Origin of the sequence: Bifidobacterium minimum, from assembly GCF_000741645.1 — a bacterium.
GTDB lineage: Bacteria > Actinomycetota > Actinomycetes > Actinomycetales > Bifidobacteriaceae > Bifidobacterium > Bifidobacterium minimum.
In genome coordinates this window covers 218,245-236,969 of record NZ_JGZD01000008.1, presented here as the reverse complement: position 1 = coordinate 236,969, position 18,725 = coordinate 218,245, and the positions used below count along the sequence as shown (strand labels likewise).

General features: G+C 64.5%; 13 protein-coding genes and 2 pseudogenes. 2 read left to right on the top strand and 13 right to left on the bottom strand.

Annotated features, from left to right (window positions below; genetic code table 11):
• Positions 1–136 precede the first annotated feature (136 nt).
• A complete protein-coding gene (gene miaA / locus BMIN_RS03680; RefSeq protein WP_022861024.1) occupies positions 137–1,198 on the bottom strand; it encodes a tRNA (adenosine(37)-N6)-dimethylallyltransferase MiaA in 1,062 nt (353 codons plus the stop codon).
• A complete protein-coding gene (gene miaB, locus BMIN_RS03675; RefSeq protein WP_022861025.1) occupies positions 1,182–2,633 on the bottom strand; it encodes a tRNA (N6-isopentenyl adenosine(37)-C2)-methylthiotransferase MiaB in 1,452 nt (483 codons plus the stop codon). Before miaB ends, miaA begins: the two co-directional genes overlap by 17 nt.
• A gap of 118 nt (positions 2,634–2,751) precedes the next feature.
• Between miaB and BMIN_RS03670 the strand changes: the two genes are divergently transcribed.
• On the top strand, positions 2,752–3,507 hold the full coding sequence (locus BMIN_RS03670; protein ID WP_022861026.1) for a GTP pyrophosphokinase: 756 nt from the start codon (positions 2,752–2,754) through the stop codon (positions 3,505–3,507).
• A gap of 95 nt (positions 3,508–3,602) precedes the next feature.
• Here the strand turns inward: BMIN_RS03670 and BMIN_RS03665 are convergent, their stop codons facing one another.
• Positions 3,603–4,430 (bottom strand): aldo/keto reductase, encoded by an 828-nt coding sequence (locus tag BMIN_RS03665; RefSeq protein ID WP_026647421.1) that lies wholly within the window; start codon positions 4,428–4,430, stop codon positions 3,603–3,605.
• A 364-nt stretch (positions 4,431–4,794) separates the two neighbouring features.
• On the opposite strand from BMIN_RS03665, the gene BMIN_RS03660 reads away from it, so the two are divergent.
• A complete protein-coding gene (locus tag BMIN_RS03660) occupies positions 4,795–5,682 on the top strand; it encodes a Bax inhibitor-1/YccA family protein (RefSeq protein ID WP_022861028.1) in 888 nt (295 codons plus the stop codon).
• A 283-nt stretch (positions 5,683–5,965) separates the two neighbouring features.
• Here BMIN_RS03660 and acnA read toward each other — a convergent pair whose 3' ends face one another.
• The 10 genes and pseudogenes from acnA to BMIN_RS03615 form a co-directional block, all read right to left on the bottom strand.
• Positions 5,966–8,671, bottom strand: coding sequence for an aconitate hydratase AcnA (gene acnA, locus BMIN_RS03655; RefSeq protein ID WP_022861029.1), 2,706 nt, complete (start codon positions 8,669–8,671; stop codon positions 5,966–5,968).
• A 96-nt stretch (positions 8,672–8,767) separates the two neighbouring features.
• Positions 8,768–11,260: an HAD-IC family P-type ATPase gene (locus BMIN_RS03650; RefSeq protein WP_081647997.1), complete on the bottom strand. Its 2,493-nt coding sequence runs from the start codon at positions 11,258–11,260 to the stop codon at positions 8,768–8,770.
• Between the two features lie 5 nt (positions 11,261–11,265).
• Positions 11,266–11,856: a type 1 periplasmic-binding domain-containing protein gene (locus BMIN_RS03645; protein ID WP_022861031.1), complete on the bottom strand. Its 591-nt coding sequence runs from the start codon at positions 11,854–11,856 to the stop codon at positions 11,266–11,268.
• Entirely contained in the window at positions 11,853–13,142 is a 1,290-nt protein-coding gene (locus BMIN_RS03640; protein ID WP_022861032.1) for a class I SAM-dependent RNA methyltransferase, read from the bottom strand. Before BMIN_RS03640 ends, BMIN_RS03645 begins: the two co-directional genes overlap by 4 nt.
• A complete protein-coding gene (locus tag BMIN_RS03635; protein WP_022861033.1) occupies positions 13,139–13,849 on the bottom strand; it encodes a DUF3159 domain-containing protein in 711 nt (236 codons plus the stop codon). The genes BMIN_RS03640 and BMIN_RS03635 overlap by 4 nt, the downstream gene beginning before the upstream one ends.
• Before the next feature lie 14 nt (positions 13,850–13,863).
• A complete protein-coding gene (locus tag BMIN_RS03630) occupies positions 13,864–14,712 on the bottom strand; it encodes a DUF3710 domain-containing protein (RefSeq protein ID WP_022861034.1) in 849 nt (282 codons plus the stop codon).
• A 119-nt stretch (positions 14,713–14,831) separates the two neighbouring features.
• Positions 14,832–15,692, bottom strand: a complete 861-nt coding sequence (locus BMIN_RS03625) for an exodeoxyribonuclease III (protein ID WP_022861035.1) — start codon at positions 15,690–15,692, stop codon at positions 14,832–14,834.
• A pseudogene (locus tag BMIN_RS03620) lies at positions 15,692–17,092 on the bottom strand (dipeptide ABC transporter ATP-binding protein); the annotation flags it as partial. The pseudogene BMIN_RS03620 and the gene BMIN_RS03625, both read right to left, overlap by 1 nt.
• Positions 17,093–17,166: 74 nt before the next feature.
• Positions 17,167–17,704, bottom strand: a pseudogene (locus BMIN_RS09185) (ATP-binding cassette domain-containing protein); the annotation flags it as partial.
• A gap of 17 nt (positions 17,705–17,721) precedes the next feature.
• Complete coding sequence (locus BMIN_RS03615) at positions 17,722–18,714, bottom strand: ABC transporter permease (protein WP_420796712.1); 993 nt, start codon at positions 18,712–18,714, stop codon at positions 17,722–17,724.
• Positions 18,715–18,725 lie beyond the last annotated feature (11 nt).

Sequence of the window (18,725 nt, the reverse complement as noted above, 5' to 3'; positions counted from 1 at the left end):
GGTCCCGGCACGCGGGTCGCCCGGTACGCGGATCCCGGCACGCGGGTCGCCCGGGCATGGTCCCACGGCTCCGGGAACCTCGGCGGCGATCCGGGCGGTCGGCGAAGTCGTCCACCGAAGGGTGGTCCCGAGGGTTCTACCGAGGGGTGGTCCCGAGCGGGTGATGGGCGAATTCGTCCGCCCGCGCATCCACCGAATCATAGTCGCCCGCATCCGCATGGGCGATGATGGCCATCGCCGTCCGCGTCCGATCCGGATTCGCGGCGTTGATCCAATGGATCCGCGGATCGCGTCCGAACCATCCCATCTGTTTGCGCGCAAGTCTTTTCGTCTTCTGCGCGATGTCAGCGAAGGCCTCGTCGCACGAGCACAACCCGTCAAGATAATCCACTATCTGCTGGTATCCCAGCGCCCGCGCCGCCGTAGGCCCCCAGTGCGAGCGCACGGACTCCACCTCGTCGACGAATCCCCGATCTCTCATGGCACGGGTGCGTTCGTCGATTCGGGAATCCATCTCGTCGCGATCCCAATCCAAGCCGATCTGCACGGCGGGAACGGCATAGCGATATCGGGGAAGGGAAGCGGAATACGGCCGTCCCGTCACCTCGATGACCTCAAGGGCTCTGATCGTCCTACGCACGTTCCGTGGATCCATTCTGGCCGCGGCCTGCGGATCACGGCTCTCCAATTCGGAGAAAAGCGCTCCGGGACCCTCGGCCTCGGCCCGCTTCTCCAGCCTCTCCCGGATCCTCCGATCGGTTCCCGGAAAGGACATCTCATCGATGGCGGCCCGGGCGTAGAGGCCCGATCCCCCGACCAGTATCGGGCGGACCCCACGCCCCTGGAGCTCCCGGATGCATCGACGCACCATGACCTGGAACCTTGCGACCGTCATCGTCTCATCCGGTCCGATGACCCCGACAAGATGATGGGGAACCATGAGAAGCTCCTCACGGGTGGGTTGCGCGGTGCCGATCGCCATGCCTCGATACATCTGATAGGCATCGGCGTTGACAATCTCCGCGGCCTCCCCACGCGCCACGAGCATCCGGGCGACGTCGATGGCCAACGACGTTTTGCCGGATGCCGTCGGCCCGACGATCGAGACCACCCTGCCGCCCTCGACCACCCTGCCGCCCTCGGAGGGCAAAGCCCCCTCCTCGTCGATGGCGGACGTCACATCAATGGCGGACGTCATAGGTCTGCCCCCGACGTGGATCAGGATCGGCGATGAGATGATGGGATCCGGCATGGGTCACGGTCGCCCGCACGACATCGCCCAGGCCTGGAGCCTGACGACCATCGGGAATCCCGACATGCACCAGTTCCCCGGTCCTCTCGCGCCCCGTGGCCCGTCCGGTAGCACGATCCTTGCGTCCCGGATCACCGGTCACCAGAACCTCGACGTCGCGTCCGACGAAACCGTCCATGAAGTCCCGCGTTATGGGATCCTGGACCGCCAGAAGCCTGCCGAAGCGCTCGCGGACGACCTCGCGGGGAACCTGCGCCATCGCGGCGGCCGGGGTTCCCGGTCGCGGAGAATACTCAAAGGTATAGGCCGAGGCGAAACGCGCCTCGCGCACCACATCCATGGTGACCTGGAAGTCCCTCTCGGTTTCACCGGGGAATCCGACGATCACATCGGTCGTTATCCGCGCGTCCGGCATGGCCTTGCGGACACGGCGCAGTATGTCGAGGAAACGTGCGCTGCGATAGGACCGTCTCATGGATCGCAGGATGGCGTCGGATCCCGACTGCAGGGGCATATGGAGCTGATGCATGACGTTGGGAGTGGAGGCCATGGCGTCGATCACGTCATCGGTGAACGCGGCGGGATGCGGCGAGGTGAAGCGGACGCGCTCCAACCCCTCGATGTCCCCGCAGGCGCGAAGCAGCTTCGAGAAGGCATACCTGTCCCCCATCGCGTAGCCATACGAGTTGACGTTCTGCCCCAGAAGGGTGACCTCACGGGCTCCCGAATCCACGCAGGCGCGGATCTCGTCAAGAACGTCCCCGGGACGACGGTCACGCTCGCGCCCACGAGTGGTGGGCACGATGCAGAACGTGCATGTGTTGTTGCACCCCATGGAAATGGACACCCACGACGAGACGCGCGAACCGCGGGCCGCCGGAAGATCGCTGGGAAAATATGCGACGCCTTCGGCCACGTCCACCTGAGAGACGCCCTCGATCCTCGCCTGGTCAAGAAGACGCGGAAGGGATCCCACATTGCGCGTGCCGAACACCGCGTCGACCCAAGGCGCGCGCCGGGCGATGCGCTCCTTGTCGAGCTGCGCCATGCAGCCGCCGACCGCGATCTGCGTCCCCGGCCGCTCCCGTTTCAGCTCCGCCCACTGCCCGATCATCCCGTACATATGATCGGCGGCGTTCTCCCGCACCGCGCAGGTGTTCAGAACCACCACGTCGACGTCATGCTCGTCGACCTGACGCTGCGAGGCCGCCCGATACCCCTGCTCCTCGAGAACCCCCGCGATGCGCTCGGAATCATGGACGTTCATCTGACATCCCAGGGTATGCACGTAATAGACGCCCCGGGATCCCCGTCCCCGTCGTGCGTCCTGCACCGACACCGCGCCCCGGCGCTCGTCCTCGGTCATCATCGCCTCATCCATACCAGCGATTCTATCCGTGGGCGTAGCCGCGGCGACGCCCGCGGCATTCCCGCCCTGCGCAACACGTCCGTACACCGGCCGAGGCGCCTCCCAGACTCCTCACGCACTCCGGCGTATCATGAGGCCCGTGATACTTGACCGCCATGACCGCATCAATTCATCCGAGATGCAGGCACGATTGGAGTCCGCCGGGACCTCGGACCGACGCATACCCGTCGAGCAGACGAGCGACTTCATCGACCTCATGCAGATCTATGAGGGGGCGATGTACGAGATCAGCACGAAACTGGAGATACTGGACGACGAGTTTCAGGTCAGGTTCTCCCACGATCCCATTCATCACATGGAGCGCAGGCTCAAATCCGTCAGCTCCATCATCGGCAAGCTGGAGCGCAAGGGGCTTCCTCTCACGACGGAATCCATCAAGGACCATCTCTTCGACGTGGCGGGCATTCGCGTGATCTGCAACTACCGCGACGACGTCTATTCGGTCTCGCGTTATCTTTCCGCCCAATCCGACATCCAGGTGCTCCGGGTCAAGGACTACATACGCAACCCCAAGCAGAACGGGTACCGCAGCCTGCACGTCATCTACGCGGTCCCCGTCTTTCTGTCGACCGGAGCCCACTACACGCCGGTGGAGGTCCAATTCCGCACCATCGCCATGGATTACTGGGCAAGCCTCGAGCATGCCCTGCGGTACAAGTCGAATCTCCCGGACGCGAAGCTCGCCGAGCATTCGCAGACGCTTCTCGACTGCGCGCGCAGCCTCCAGAACGTCGAAGCGCAGATGCAGAGCATCCACCGCGACATCAACGGAGCTCCACGGGGAGACGAGACGCCCCGTCCGGGACTGGAACGGGGCGACGACTGAGGGCTCGGCACTCGGACGACTGAGGGCTCGGCACTCGGCGGCCGGACACGATCACCGACCGGACACGATCACCAAGGCCGGCTACGAGGTCACCTTCAGAAATCGATGTGATCCGGATCCGGGCCGACGCGGGAGCCCGAATCCAGCGCGTCCACCGCGGCCATGTCCGCCTGCGTCAGCGAGAAATCCATAACATCGATGTTCTCCCGGATGCGCTGGGGATGCGTTGATTTGGGGATGACGATGACTCCCCGCTGAAGATGCCATCGAATCACGATCTGGGCGGGACTCTTGCCATAGCGCTTCGTGAGGTCGACCAGCCGCGGGTCCTCAAGCAGCGTCCCGCCCGTCCCTCCCAACGGACTCCACGCCTCGACGTCGATACGCCGCGAGCGCGCGAAGGACATCGTGTCGTTGTTGGGGAACTGCGGCGATGATTCAATCTGGTCGACGACCGGGCGGGTGGAGCTGATGTCCATCAGTTCCGAAAGATGATGCGGTTGGAAATTGCTCACGCCGATGGCGCGCACACGACGCTCCTCATAGAGCCCGACCATGTCCTCCCACGCCTTCTGCCACCCCTCCACGGGCCAATGGATGAGATAAAGGTCGACATAGTCCATCCCCAGGGCGTCGAGACTGCGCAGAAAAGCCTCCCGCGTGCGACCCTGACGAATGTCGTCGTTCCATAGTTTCGTCGTGACGAACACCTCCCGTCTGGGAACTTCCGACTCGCGTATTCCCCGGCCCACGGAGGCCTCGTTGCCGTAGATCATCGCGGTGTCGATATGGCGGTATCCGGCCGCCAGCGCCTCACGAACGGCGCTGACGGTGGTATCCCCATCGGGGTTCCGGAAAACCCCCAATCCCAGTTGGGGAATCGACACCCCGTTGCTCATGACGATATGCGGTACACCACTCATGTCATTCCTTCCATCGTGCGACACACGGCCCATGCCGGCAGGGCATCCGTCACCGGACGGTCCGGCAATCGGACGGGGATCCTTCCCCTCGCCGTCATGCGTCATCGGACGACGCGCACCTCCGGCACCGTCATGGGTTCCCTCCCATGGTGCCCTTCCCCTCACAGGCGCCGCCACACCATGGGACGAGGTTGCGCGCAGAGCGGAAAACCGTTCAGTGAACTCACAGACGGATCCAGTAGCATATGGATACATATGAGAGCACCACACCGAACATCCGGCACCATGGATCGATGTGGGCGTCGCACACCGCGCACATCCGCCGAATAGCGCACATCCACCGAGTAGGCAAGGAGCATGACATATGGATCGATACACCAATGACCCGAACAGGCAGTCGCCCTATCAGGACCAGCAGTATTCCCAGGAGTCCAGCGGGCAGCCCCAGTACGGCCAGCGCGTGGGCTCCGGCACGAACTCCACGTACGGCCCGTCATCCGCACCCCAGTACACGGTCCCCCCTCAGTCAGGATATTCCTCAGCGACCCAGACGGTGATGGACGCCTCCACCGCCTACTCACGGGAAAGCGCGATGAAGGTCTCGGTCACGCGCGCCTACGCCGAGATGACCGCAGGACTGGTCGTCACCGCGATCGTCGCGGTTCTCACCCAGATGACCGGCGCGCTTGAGGCGTTCCTGACGGCCACGGGCGGACTCGGCTGGCTGGGACTCGCCATCGTCCAGGTGGTCGTGGCCATCGCGCTGGGAGCCCGGGCCATGTCGATGCGTCCCGGAACCGCAAGGGCGGTGTTCTATCTCTACGCGGCGCTTATGGGGTTCACCCTGAGTTCGATCTTCCTTGTCTATGATCTGAGTTCGATCGGAATGGCGCTGGGTCTGAGCATCGGATTCTTCTTCGCACTGACCATGCTCGCCCTGACGACCAAGCGTGACATGCTCAAGGCCGGTCCCATCCTCTTCACCGCTCTTCTCGTGCTCATCATCGGACAGGTCGTTCTGATGTTCGTCGCGCCCAGCGACACGACGGTCATGGTCGTCTCAACCATCGGACTCCTCATCTTCGCGGGGCTGACCGCTTATGACGCGCAGAAGACTCGGGCTCTCTTCGCGTCCTACGGCAACGACACGGTGGCCATCGAGCGGCTGTCGATCGTCTGCGCGCTGAATCTGTACCTCGACTTCGTCAACATGTTCCTGTACCTGTTGAGGCTGTTCGGAGGCCGCAACTAGGCCCGCCCCCCTCATGCGTCACAGGGCGCATGACCACGCGGCGCATGATGAAGGCCGGTGTCCGTCGGATGAATCTACGGACACCGGCCTTCTCGCGTTTGAGGGGCTTCCCCCCGTTCGCTTCTCCTTGTTATCTCCCTGTCACCTGTTGTCCCCGTTATCTCCGCATCCCCGTTATCTTCGCATCACGGTCTCCCCGTCACGGGAGAGAGAACCGTCCACGGGGAGAAGCCGTCAGCTCGTCCGAAGCGGACGACCATAGGAGCGGACGACCATCAGGTGATCACCGCCCGCTCATGAGATTGCGCAGCACGAACTGCAGGATGCCGCCGTTGCGGTAGTAGCTCGCCTCGCCGGGGGTGTCGACGCGGACGACGGCGTCAAAGGACACGACTCCTCCGTCCGACGCCGTCGCCTCCACGTTCACGGTGGACGGTATGACGCCATCATTGAAGCGCTCGACGCCGGTGATGGAGAAGGTCTCGGTCCCATCGAGCCCCAGGGACTCGGCCGACTCGCCCTCCGGGAACTGCAGGGGCAGCACCCCCATGCCGATGAGATTCGAGCGGTGGATGCGCTCGAAGCTTCGGGCGATGACGGCCTTCACGCCAAGCATCATGGTTCCCTTGGCCGCCCAATCGCGCGACGACCCGGTCCCGTACTCCTTCCCCGCAAGAACGACAAGCGGAATGCCCTTCCCCTCGTAATCGAGCGATGCATCGAAAATCGTCGAGGGCTTTCCCGTCACGAAGTCGTACGTGAAGCCGCCGGGACGAACCTCCTCGCCGACGGAGGCGAGAAGCTGATTGCGCAGCCTGATGTTGCCGAACGTGCCGCGCACCATGACCTCATGGTTTCCACGGCGTGAACCGTAGGAATTGAAGTCCTTCTGGGCCACGCCATGCTCCATGAGATACCGTCCCGCGGGGCTCGAGGACGTGAACGCCCCCGCCGGGGAGATGTGGTCGGTCGTCACGGAGTCGCCCAGCAGCGCCAGAACGCGGGCTCCGGTGATGTCGTGCACCGGATCGGGCCGGGCCGACATCCCGTCGAACAGTGTCTGACGACGGACGTAGGTCGATGCCGGATCCCATGCGAAGAGCTCGCCATCGGGGACCGCGAGGCCTCTCCACCGCTCGTCGCCGTCGAAGACGGAGGAATAGTCGTCCACGTACATGTCCCGTGAGATCGTGCGGTCAACGATCTCACGCACATCCTCGTTGGAAGGCCAGATGTCGCGGAGGTACACGTCATGCCCCTCCCCGTCCCTGCCCAGCGGCTGGGATCCGAAATCGAAGTCCACGGTTCCGGCGAGCGCGTACGCGATGACCAACGGCGGCGACGCCAGATAGTTCATCTTCACGTCCGGGCTGATGCGTCCCTCGAAGTTTCTGTTCCCCGACAGCACCGCGGTCACCGCAAGATCGTTCTCGGACACCGCCTGGGAGATCTCCGGAAGCAGCGGGCCGGAGTTGCCGATGCAGGTCGTGCATCCGAATCCCACGACCTCGTATCCCAGAGCGTCGAGATCATCCTGGAGTCCGGCCTTGCGCAGGTAATCCGCCACCACCTGGGATCCCGGCGCCAGAGAGGTCTTCACCCACGGCTTGGGGCTGAGACCACGCCGTCGGGCGTTGCGCGCCAGCAGTCCCGCGGCGACCATCACCGAGGGATTCGAGGTGTTGGTGCAACTGGTTATCGACGCTATGGCGACATCGCCGTTGTTCAGATGGAAATCCCCGCGGAAATCGGTGCTGACCGGCACGGGGTCGGTCGTCGTCCTCTCGGTCTCGTACTGGGCCAGGGTGTCCTCGAAGACCTTCTTCGACTCGGACAGGGCGATGCGGTCCTGCGGACGCTTGGGGCCGGCGATCGACGGAACGACGCTTCCCAGATCCAGCTCCATGTACTCCGAATACGAGGGCTCCACATAATCGTCATCCGTGGTGTCGGCCCACAGGCGATTGGCCTTCGCGTAGGCCTCGACAAGGGCGATCTGATCATCGGAGCGTCCCGTGAGCCGCAGATAGTCCAGCGTCACCTGATCGATGGGGAATATGCCGCAGGTCGATCCGAACTCCGGGCTCATATTGCCGATCGTCGCGCGGTTGGCCAGGGGAACGGAGGCGACGCCCTCCCCGTAGAACTCGACGAACTTCCCGACGACGCCGTGCCGGCGAAGCATGTCCGTGATGGTGAGCACCACGTCGGTGGCCGTCACGCCCTCCGGGATCGATCCGGTGAGCTTGAATCCGACGACACGCGGAACCAGCATCGAAATCGGCTGCCCGAGCATCGCGGCCTCGGCCTCGATCCCGCCGACGCCCCATCCCAGAACGCCCAGACCGTTGACCATGGTCGTGTGGGAGTCCGTGCCCACACATGAATCCATGTAGGCCAGATCGCGTCCGTCGTCCCCGGCTTTGGACATGACGACCTTGGCGAGATACTCGATGTTGACCTGATGGATGATGCCCGTTCCCGGGGGGACCACACGGAAGTTGCGGAACGCCTGCTGCCCCCATCGCAGGAACTGGTAACGCTCGCCATTGCGCTGGTATTCGATGTCCATGTTGCGCTCGACGGCGTCCGGAACCGCATAGCTGTCGATCTGAACGGAATGGTCGATGACCATGTCGGCCGGAACCTGGGGATTGATCACCTCGGGGTCGCCACCCAGCGTGCTCACGGCGTCACGCATCGTCGCCAGATCGACGATGCAGGGGACCCCGGTGAAGTCCTGCATCACGACGCGCGACGGCGTGAACTGGATCTCATGGCTGGGCTGGGCCTGCGGATCCCACCGCAGCAGGTCCATGACCTCGTCATCGGTTATGTTCTCGCCATCGATATTGCGCACGAGATTCTCGACAAGCACCTTCAGCGAATAGGGAAGATGCTCGATGCCGGGAAGGTCGGCGATGCGGTAGTAATCGATATCGGCCCCGCCCACGTTCAACGTGGACAGGAGCTCGTCACGCATGGTCATTGTGCTCCTCCGAACCTGACACTATCCGGCACGCGAAGGCGTGCCATCACGGGTATACCGACAATTATCCGACGCGCACGGTACAGGGCGCGTCGCTCATCTCATGATCGCGCGCCGCAGCCGCTCCATCCAACGCCCCACCACCGGTGCAAGAAGGTGGATTACCACGAATATGGCGGCCGACGCCACGACCGCGAGAAGCAGCGCGCGAAGCATTCTTTCGCTGGGGAACGTCAGGGCGAAGAACGACGCCACCGGGGGGATCATGATGCCTCCGACCCCGGCGGCGGCGAACAGTGCCACCAGGACCCCGCGCCAGGATCTCAGGGGCGACGCCACGCGGGCGAGAACCGCTATGCCCATCGCGAAGAGGATCATCGTGCAGCTGGAGCGCAGCTCCCCCAGATCGGAAGCACGGGACAGATCCCATCCCATGATCCCCGGCAGCAGCCAGGCGCCCAGCATCACCGACAGCGCGATCGCCAGCCCCCCGGGGAAGGCGAACCTCACCACGCGCGACAGGAATCCGGGGATATACCGTCTCGTGTTGGGAGCCAGAGCCAGGATGAACGCCGGCATGCCGATGGTCAGCGCCCCCACATACGAGATGTGCCTGGGAAGATACGGGAAGGGCACGCGGGTGAGGACCACGGCGAGGGCGATCAGCGAGGAGTACACGGTTTTCGTCAGGAAAAGCGTGGCGACGCGTTCCATATTCGCCATGACCTGCCGTCCACGGGCCACCACGTCCGGCAGATGCGAGAACCGCGAGTCCACAAGCACGACCTGGGCGACCGCCTTCGCGGCTGGCGCCGCGTTCCCCATGGCGATGCCGAGATCGGCCTCCTTGAGCGCCAGCGTGTCGTTGACGCCGTCGCCGGTCATCGCCACGACGTGGCTCGATGAATGGAGCGCCTCGACGATCGCCTTCTTCTGCTCGGGCAGCACGCGCCCCAGCACATCCACGTCCTCAAGAACACGCGACATCTCCTCCACGTCGTCGGGAAGCTCCCGGGCGTCCATCGTGCGTGGCGCGTCATCGCCCGTGAGCCCCACACGCTCGGCGATCGCGCCTACGGTGGCGGGGTTGTCGCCCGATATGACCCGGCAGCGCACACCCTGGTCCCGGAACCATCTCAGGGTCGGCTCGGCGTCGTCCCTGATGTTCTCCGAGCAGACGACAAGAGCCACCGGCGTCCCGTGCGAGGGAAGCACAGGGACGTCGGGATTCCCGACCCCCGCGGCCCCGGTTCTGACGACGAGCAGAACCCGGTCCCCGCCGTCGGCGAGCGCCGTCACCTTGTCGAAGACGTCGTCATGATCCCCCTCCAGCGCCGACAGCATCATCTCGGGAGCCCCCAGGAACCATCCGCCACAAGGCCCGTCCACGGCGCTCCATTTACGGACCGAGGAGAAGGGGATGCGGGACGAGACCTCGCCCCCCCGGACGCCTTCCCGTGAGAGGGCGTCGATGATGGCCCGTCCCGTGGGATTGGGGTTCTCCTCGTTGGCCAGATCGAATATCGCCTGCCGGACCGTTGCGTCGATCACGGCATCCCCCACTGGGACGATTGTCCTCATGACGATCGTCCCGTCGGTGATGGTTCCCGTTTTGTCAAGATTGAGGCAATCCACGCGGGCCAGCGTCTCCACCGATTCCAGCTCCTGCACCAGGGTGTTCTTCCGCGCCAGCCTCATCGCCGCGATCGCGAAGTTCAGGGACACCAGCAGAACCAGCCCCTCGGGGATCATGCCCACCACGCCCGCGACCGAGGAGACGACGGCGGACCGCCATTGCCCCGTCTCCAGAGACTGATGCAATCCACCGACCGCCTGCATCTGGGACCAGACGAGAAGCGCGCACAGCGGGATGACCACAACGGTCATATACCGTAGGATCGTGTTGACCCCGCGGCTCAGATCGGACACCGTACGGTGATAGACCTTGGCCTTCGCCGTAAGCGTCGCGGCGTATCCGTGCTCTCCGACGGCCGTGACATGCGCGAGCGCCAGCCCGGACACCGCCGTGGACCCCGAATACACATCCTCGTCCTCGTTCTTGCGCACCGTCCTGGACTCGCCGGTGAGCATCGACTCATCCAGCTCCAGCCCCCATGACCTGACGATGGTCGCGTCGGCGGGAATCTGATCCCCGGAGCGGATCCACAGCATATCGTCAAGAACGATCCCGTCATGCGCGACCTCGACGTTCCGCCCGTCGCGTCTGACGGTGTAGTTCGCGGCGACCAGAATCGACAGCCGGTCAAGAGTGCGCTTGGACCGCGTCTCCACGACTATGCCGATTCCCGTGTTGACGATGATGATGACGCCGAAAACCGAATCCTTCCACGATCCCGTCGCAAGAACCAGGACCATCGCGGTGAGGATGATCCCGTTGAAAAGCGTGAAGACGTTGGACCGGACGATGTCGGCGAACGATCGGGACGTCGTGTCCCTGACATGGTTCGTCTGTCCGCTCTCGCGTCGGCGTTCCACGTCGGACGCGGACAGTCCGCGCTCCGCCACCTCCGGGAACCGCGGCCCGTCGTGCTCCCGGGCCTCGGATCCGCTCGTCGACATGGCTTCCATTCCCATCACTTCCCCGCCGTTACTGCGATCCGGCCACCGGACGAACGACCGTTGGCGACATCCGTCACCGTCTGCGCCAGATCGGATCCGGAATCCGCGACCACCGTCAGACGCGCCGCGATCAGCGAGGCGTCACGCGGCACCGAGTCGGCGTCCACCACGGCGACCGGCACGCCGGACGACCGCGCGTATTCCAGGACGGACGACCAGCCGGACCGATCCTCATCGAATCCCATGCCCATGATGACGATGGCGCCGACCTTGCGGTTCGCGTAGTCGCGCACGGCCGCCAGGCTCGCGACATGGGGATCCGCCGTCCGCGAGGAGTTCGCATAGGACGCCCTCACCCCGTTCCGCGACATCTCGTCCATGATGCGGGTGTCACGTGACGACGTGGTTTCGGACCCCACGACACCGACCATAAGATCGGCGTCGTCGATGCTGTCGTACGCGGTACCGTCTCCCGCGACGCCGAGGGCACGACTCTGGGCCGCGCAGCCCGTCAGGGACATCGACACGACGACGGCCACGACGGCCACGAGCGCGCGTCGCAGCAGCCGGATCCCCCGGCGCGGCGACGCGCCATCCGTCATCATGGCCGCGGCACCGCCACGAATGAGGCTATGGTCTCGACGTGATGGGTCATGGGATACGCGTCGAACGCGCGAAGGGAGGACAGCTCATACCCCAGCGTCCGCAGCGTCGCCGTGTCCCTCGCCAGACTCGCGGGATCGCACGACACGTAGATGATGGACGTCGCCCCATGATCGGCGAGAATGCGGCACACGCGCGCCCCGGCGCCCGCCCGTGGCGGGTCGAGGACCACGACGTCGGGCGATCGCCGGTCCCCGGAAAGGCCGGACAGAACCTTCGCGACGTCACCACAGCGGATGTCGACCTCGTCCGCGCCGGCATGGCGGATGTTGCGGCGGGCCGATTTCACGGCCGTTTTGGACCCTTCGACGCTGAGCACTCGCGTATGGGAGCCCACCGTCAACGCCAGAGGAAGTGTGAACAGACCCGATCCCGAATAGAGATCCCAGACGACCGCATCGTCCCTGCCCTGAAGCGCGTCAAGGGCCAGACCGCGCACATGCGACGCGAAAACCGCAGGGGCTTCCCGATGCACCTGCCAGAAGCCATTGGCGGCCACCTCATATCGGAACACACGACCGGCCACGCGAACCTTCTCGTGGATCGGTTCGGAACCGGCGACCAGCTTCCCGTCGATCAGGACCGCGTCCCGGGCGCGGACCGATGACGTGTCGCCGTCATCCGCCGTCTCCCGTCTGGCGGGCGACACCACGCGGATGGTGGCCCCGGGCTCATAGCCTCCGTCCCAGATGCCTGCGGCGTCGGCCGCGGCGAGAACCGACTCGGTGGCCAACGGCATGGTGTCGATCGCGAGCCGCTCATGGGTTCCGCGTCGGCGCATCGACGCCCGTCCCCCATCGTCGGCGACCAGCTCCATGCGGGTGCGCCAATGCAGACCGCCACGTCCGTCATCCCCCGGCATGGCGACGACGTCCACCTCGGAACGGTCGACATGCCCCAGACGCCTCATCTGCTCCGAGACCACGGCGGCCTTCCAGCGAAGCTGACCCGACCTGGTCACATGGACAAGATCGGCTCCGCCGACGCCGCCACCTGATGAAAGGGGACCCGCCAAAGGCCACGCGGGCTCGCACCGATCCGGACTCGCCTCGAGGACATCCACCACCTCGGCCGTCCAGAAACGCCACTCCCTGTCATGGGGCTCGTCAAGCTCGATCTGCGCGAGTTCGCCGGGAAGCGCGAAGCGGACGAACACCACACGGCCATCGATATGGGCCACGCAGCGTCCCTGATCGGCGAACCTCTCGATACGTACCGTCGCTCTCATGCGAGACCTCCTTGCGTTGACTGCTCGCTGACGGCCACGGTATGGCGGTGCAGCGGAGTCGCGATAATCAGATATGACACCCAGACGGCCAAGGCCCAGAACGGAATCCCCATGATGAGACGGGCGGTCCCCAGCCACGCCACGTCATCGGCCAGATACAGGGGAACCTGCACCACAAGACGCAGGGCGAAAAGACCCATCCACAGCACCGTCACCCACACATAGGCACGATACAGGGCGCGGTCGTCACGCCACCGACGCAGCCACTCCCGATAGTCCGAGGTGGGCAGGGATCGGATGAACTCGACCAGGGCCCCGACCGCCGGAACGCGGACCACCAGCGACAGGGACAGAAGCGCCACATAGACGGCATTGGTGATGAACCCCAGCATGTAGTAGTTTCGGGCCTCGTTGCTTCTCCACGCCCACACCAGGCATATCGCGACGGCGACAAGGCCGCTGACCGCGCCCCACACCGACTGCCGTTGAAGAAGACGCGCCAGAACCTGCACGAGGGCCACGGCCGCGGAGACGACTATGGTCCATGTCAGATTCGCGGTGATGACGAAAAGAACGACGAAAACGAATCCCGGAAGAACGGACTCCACCACTCCCCGGGGGCCTCCGATGGCCTCGATGACGGAGAAATCGCCGTCATCGGCATGGGCGAGCGCCGAAAGCCCCGAGCGGTGCCGCGTCTGCGTCATGGGAGCGTTTTCCGTCAACGAACTTCGGAGAACATCGGGCCACGCGACAGCGTCGACTTCACCTCGGTCTGCTGATCCGAATCGAAGGGGCCGGTCGGCTTCCCCGGAATCGTGGGCTTCGCTTCGTCGCCAGCATCCTTCTGCGCCCCGTCGCCGTCCTCGGAGTCCCTGCGCTGCTGTGGCGTAAGCGGAGGATGCATGGGAATGAGGTCCCGCGGGGCAAGGGGATCATCGCCGCGGACGACGATGATGGACGCGAAGAAACGGTTGAGCACCGCGGCCTCGTCACCGTCGGTGGTCGCCGCGGGCCCGGAGAATATCCCGCGAAGCATCCATCGCGGCCCGTCGACGCCCACGATGCGCGTGTGGAGGACGCGTCCCGACTTGTCGGAGACGGGAAGTGCGATCTCGGATCCGAACACCCCGGGAACCTCGGTCGATTTCGCGTTGCCCCGCACAAGATCGTCACGAACGTCATCCCACAGGCCGAGCGTCTTCGGAGCGGCGAAGGGCTCGATTTCGAGGCTGGACCGGCCATAGCTGACGATGCAGCCGACGACCTGCCGGGTGGCCCTGTTGGCCTTGACCCTCAGCTCCATCCCGGGGACCACGGGCAGGAGATAGGCTCCAAGATCGATGTAGTCGTCATCATCGGGGACGTTGTCGTCGTCGACGTCCCACGGGCCGAACTCCTCCCCGCGATCATCGTAATCGTCGGTTTTCAGCGTGGGATATCCGGCCGTCCGCGACTCCCCGTCCCCCTCAAGCTCGCCCATGACATCGGATTCCTCATCCTCAGCGGACGTGGTCCGATCCTCCTGGGAGTCCCGCTCCTTCTTCTTGCCAAACTTCCACAATGCCATGATGCCTCGTTTCCGCAGTACATAACCGCCATAAGCCTAGCACCCGGACTGCGCGCCATCATGGCCATGGACTCACCAACCCATGCGACGCGGACACGTCGCATGTCACATCTCATGTTTCATATCTCATACGTCACGCTCAACGGGGCGTGATCCGACCACCGGGAGTCGTAGGACGGCGCCTTGTCGATGGTGAATCCACGGGCGGTCTGGGCCAGCTCCGGTGTGGCGAACTGGTAGTCGATCCGCCATCCGACGTTGTTGTCGAACGCCCGACCACGCTGACTCCACCATGTGTACGGCCCCTGGATATCCCCTGCGAGGTCGCGCATCACGTCGACGAAATCCAGATCCCCGATCCATCTGTCGACGTATCGGCGCTCCTGGGGAAGGAATCCCGAATGGGTCTCGTTCGCCTTGGCGTTCTTGATGTCCAACGGGGTGTGGGCGATGTTGAAGTCGCCGCACAGAACGCTCTGACGCCCTCCGGACGCGGCCTCGTCACGCAGCTGCCCCATCCTCACCAGCATGGCGTCGAGGAAACGGTACTTCTGCGCCATCTTCTCGGGATCATCGACGTTGCCCGCATGGACGTACACGGACACGACGGTGATGACGTAGCCCTGAGGGGTTCTGACGTCCATCTCGATCCATCGGCCCGAATCGACGCCCTCGCTCAGACCCGGAAGGCCGTAACGCCGCGCGACGACGGGCATCGGGGTGAGGATGCCCACTCCGGCGCGGCCCTTGATCCGGCAGACCTCGTTCATGGAGGAAAGTTCATGGGGCTCGGATATCCGGCCGGCGGCCACGTACGATCCGGACAGCTCCGCCACGATTCTGTCGACGTCGGGCTGCGGAGCCCTGACCTCCTGCATGCACCACAGGTCGGGGGCGTGCGTGGCGGCCCAGGACCCCACGCCCTTGCGATCCGCGGCCCGCAGACCGTTGACGTTCGATGTGGTGATCGTGATGGTCATCAGTCGATCCCCAACTGCAGATGGCCGCCGGGGATGGCCTCAAGCAGATCCCGCGTGTACTGCTGCCGGGGATGGTCGAACACCTCGTCGGTGGTCGCGTGCTCGACAAGCCGTCCGTGCTGCATGACGACCACCTCATCGGCGATCTGGCGCACGACGGCAAGGTCATGGGTGATGAAGAGGTAGCTCAGCCCCTTCTCCGCCTGCAGGTCGTTCAGCAGGCGCAGCACCTGATCCTGGACGAGAACGTCCAGCGCCGACACCGCCTCGTCGCAGACGATGACGTCCGGGTCAAGCGCCATGGCCCGCGCGATGGCTATGCGCTGGCGCTGCCCGCCCGACAGCTCGTTGGGATAGCGTCCCATGACGCTGGACGGCAGCTTGACCATGTCAAGGAGTTCCTTGACGCGCGTCACGCGGCTTTTGCGATTGCCGATCCCATGGATGCGCAGGGGCTCCTCGATGGAGCGGTAGATCGAATACATGGGGTCGAGGGATCCGTACGGATTCTGGAACACCGGCTGGACGTGCCTGCGGAAATCGAGAAGCCTTCTGCCGGAGAACGTGCTGATGTCGTCGCCCTCGTAGGACACCGTCCCCGACGTGGGCTCCAGAAGCCTGAGGACCATGTTGGCGACGGTCGACTTGCCCGATCCGGACTCGCCCACGATCGCCAGCGTCGTCCCCCGCTTGAGGGAGAACGAAACGTCGTCGACGGCCTTGAACATCTCCTTGCGCCGTGGGAGGTGGAACTCCTTCGTCAGATTGCCGACGGTGATGATGTTCTCCCCGCGCTCGAGATCCGACTCGGCCTTGGTGTGGTGTTCCAGCAGCGCCGCGGTGTCCTCGCCATGCTCCCTTGCGGAGATGATGCGCTGGGAGGCCAGCGAAGGTGCGGCTCCCACGAGACGGCGGGTGTACGGATGCTGCGGATGCTGGAGAACATCCAGGGACGGCCCGGATTCCACGACCTGTCCGTGGTACATCACGACGATGTGCTGCGCGCGTTCGGCGGCGAGCCCCAGATCATGCGTGATGAAAAGCACCGCGGTTCCCAGGGAGTCCGTCAACGAATGGAGGTGGTCGAGGATCCTCTTCTGGACGGTGACGTCAAGGGCTGACGTCGGCTCATCGGCGATAAGGAGATCGGGCCGGCAGGCGAGCCCCATCGCGATCAACGCCCTCTGACGCATTCCACCGGAGAACTCGTGCGGGAACTGACGCGCCCTTGTGGCGGCGTCGGGAAGTCCGGCCTCGTCGAGCAGTCCGGCGACGCGGTCGTCCATCGACGAACCGGTGACGTGCCTGCGTGCGATCTCCCACGCGCGGTCATCCGTGATGCCGGCCTTGATCATATCGTCGGCGATCCTCCACCGGGTCTCGGATCCGGGAACCCAGTCCCTGCGGAAGCGCGATATGGTCTCCTCGACGCTTTCGTCCGAGACTCCCTGGTCCGCAAGCTCGGCACGGGTATCCTCCAGCAGCGCCGGAAGCTCCCTTGACCCCACGAAGGTCTCGTCCCCCTCGCCGCGGATGGTGACCTCCTCGCCCGCCAGAGCCTGAGCGAGCTTCGAGCGCTTCTCGTGGGCGATATCCATGTTGTTCGCCTTAAGCGCCTCCTCGACCTGGGCGCCTATGCGCCAGACGGGGTTGAGGTTGCTCATCGGGTCCTGCGGAACCAGACCCATGCCCGCGCCACGGAGGTTCTGGTAGTCCTTCTGGCTCATGCCGACGAGTTCGTGGCCCTCGAAGTCGATCGACCCACCCACGACGTGGCCCGTCCCCGGGAGAAGTCCCAGAACGGCCATGGCCGAGGTGGACTTGCCCGATCCCGACTCTCCGACGATCGCGACCCATTGGCCGGGGTAGACGCTGAACGACGCGCCTCGGACCGCGTGGACGGCACGTCCCGATTCACCGGTGAAGTCGACCTGCAGATCCGTCACCTTCAGCAGCGGACCATGATCGCGCTGCATTTCCTCGAGGCGTCGTACGGCATCCATTCCTTGCATCGTGTGATCCTCCCCGATCATTCAGTTCTGCTCTTGGGATCCAACGCGTTCTTGACCGCGTCGCCCATCATGATGAAGGCGAGGACAGTGATCGCAAGGGCCGCCGAAGGATAGAAGAGCACGGACGGATTGGTCCGCAGCACCGCCTGCGCGTTGGAGATGTCGCCTCCCCAGCTGACCGTCGTGGTGGGCAGGCCGATTCCCAGAAAGCTCAGCGTGGCCTCCAGAACGATGTAGGTTCCCAGCGAGGTGGTGCCGACGACGATGATGGGGGCCAGGGAATTGGGGATGATGTGGCGCATGAGGTTGCGCAACGGCGTCGATCCCAGTGCCGTGGACGCGGTGTTGAACTCGAGGTTCTTCGCCTCCATAACCGCTCCGCGGGCGATGCGGGCGGTGGAGACCCATCCGAACAGCACCATCACGAGGATGATCTTCCAGATGGATCCGTTGGTGCGGAACATCTGGAGGACGACGATGGCGCCGAGAAGAATCGGCAGCGCCAGGAAGATGTCCGTCAGACGGCTGAGAACGGCGTCCACCCAGCCACCGAAGAATCCCGCGATGGCGCCGATCATGGATCCGACCAGAACGACGAGAAGGGTGGCGAGGACTCCGACGCTCAGGGACGTTCTGGTCCCGTAGACCACTCGCGTGTAGACGTCGCACCCCTGCAGATCGAAGCCGAACGGATGGCCCGCCGAGCCGGGGTTCAGCGAATCGTTGAGATTGCAGTAGTTGGGATCCTGACGCGTGAACAGCCCCGGGAACAGCGCCACCACGAGGATGAAGACGATCAGAAGCGCGGAGATGATGAACATGGGGTTGCGCCGGAGCACCTTCCACGCCGAAGCCCACATGTTCGTCGCGGGGGCGGACTCGTCTATGGAGTCCACGTCGCTCAGCGGGGTCTCGTCCACCGGGGCGACGAACCGCTCCTGTCCGGGAAGCGTTCGTGTCGTACTGGTGTCCATGCGTTCTTCCATCGGTTTGTCGGTCATATCGGTCATTGGTCGTCTCT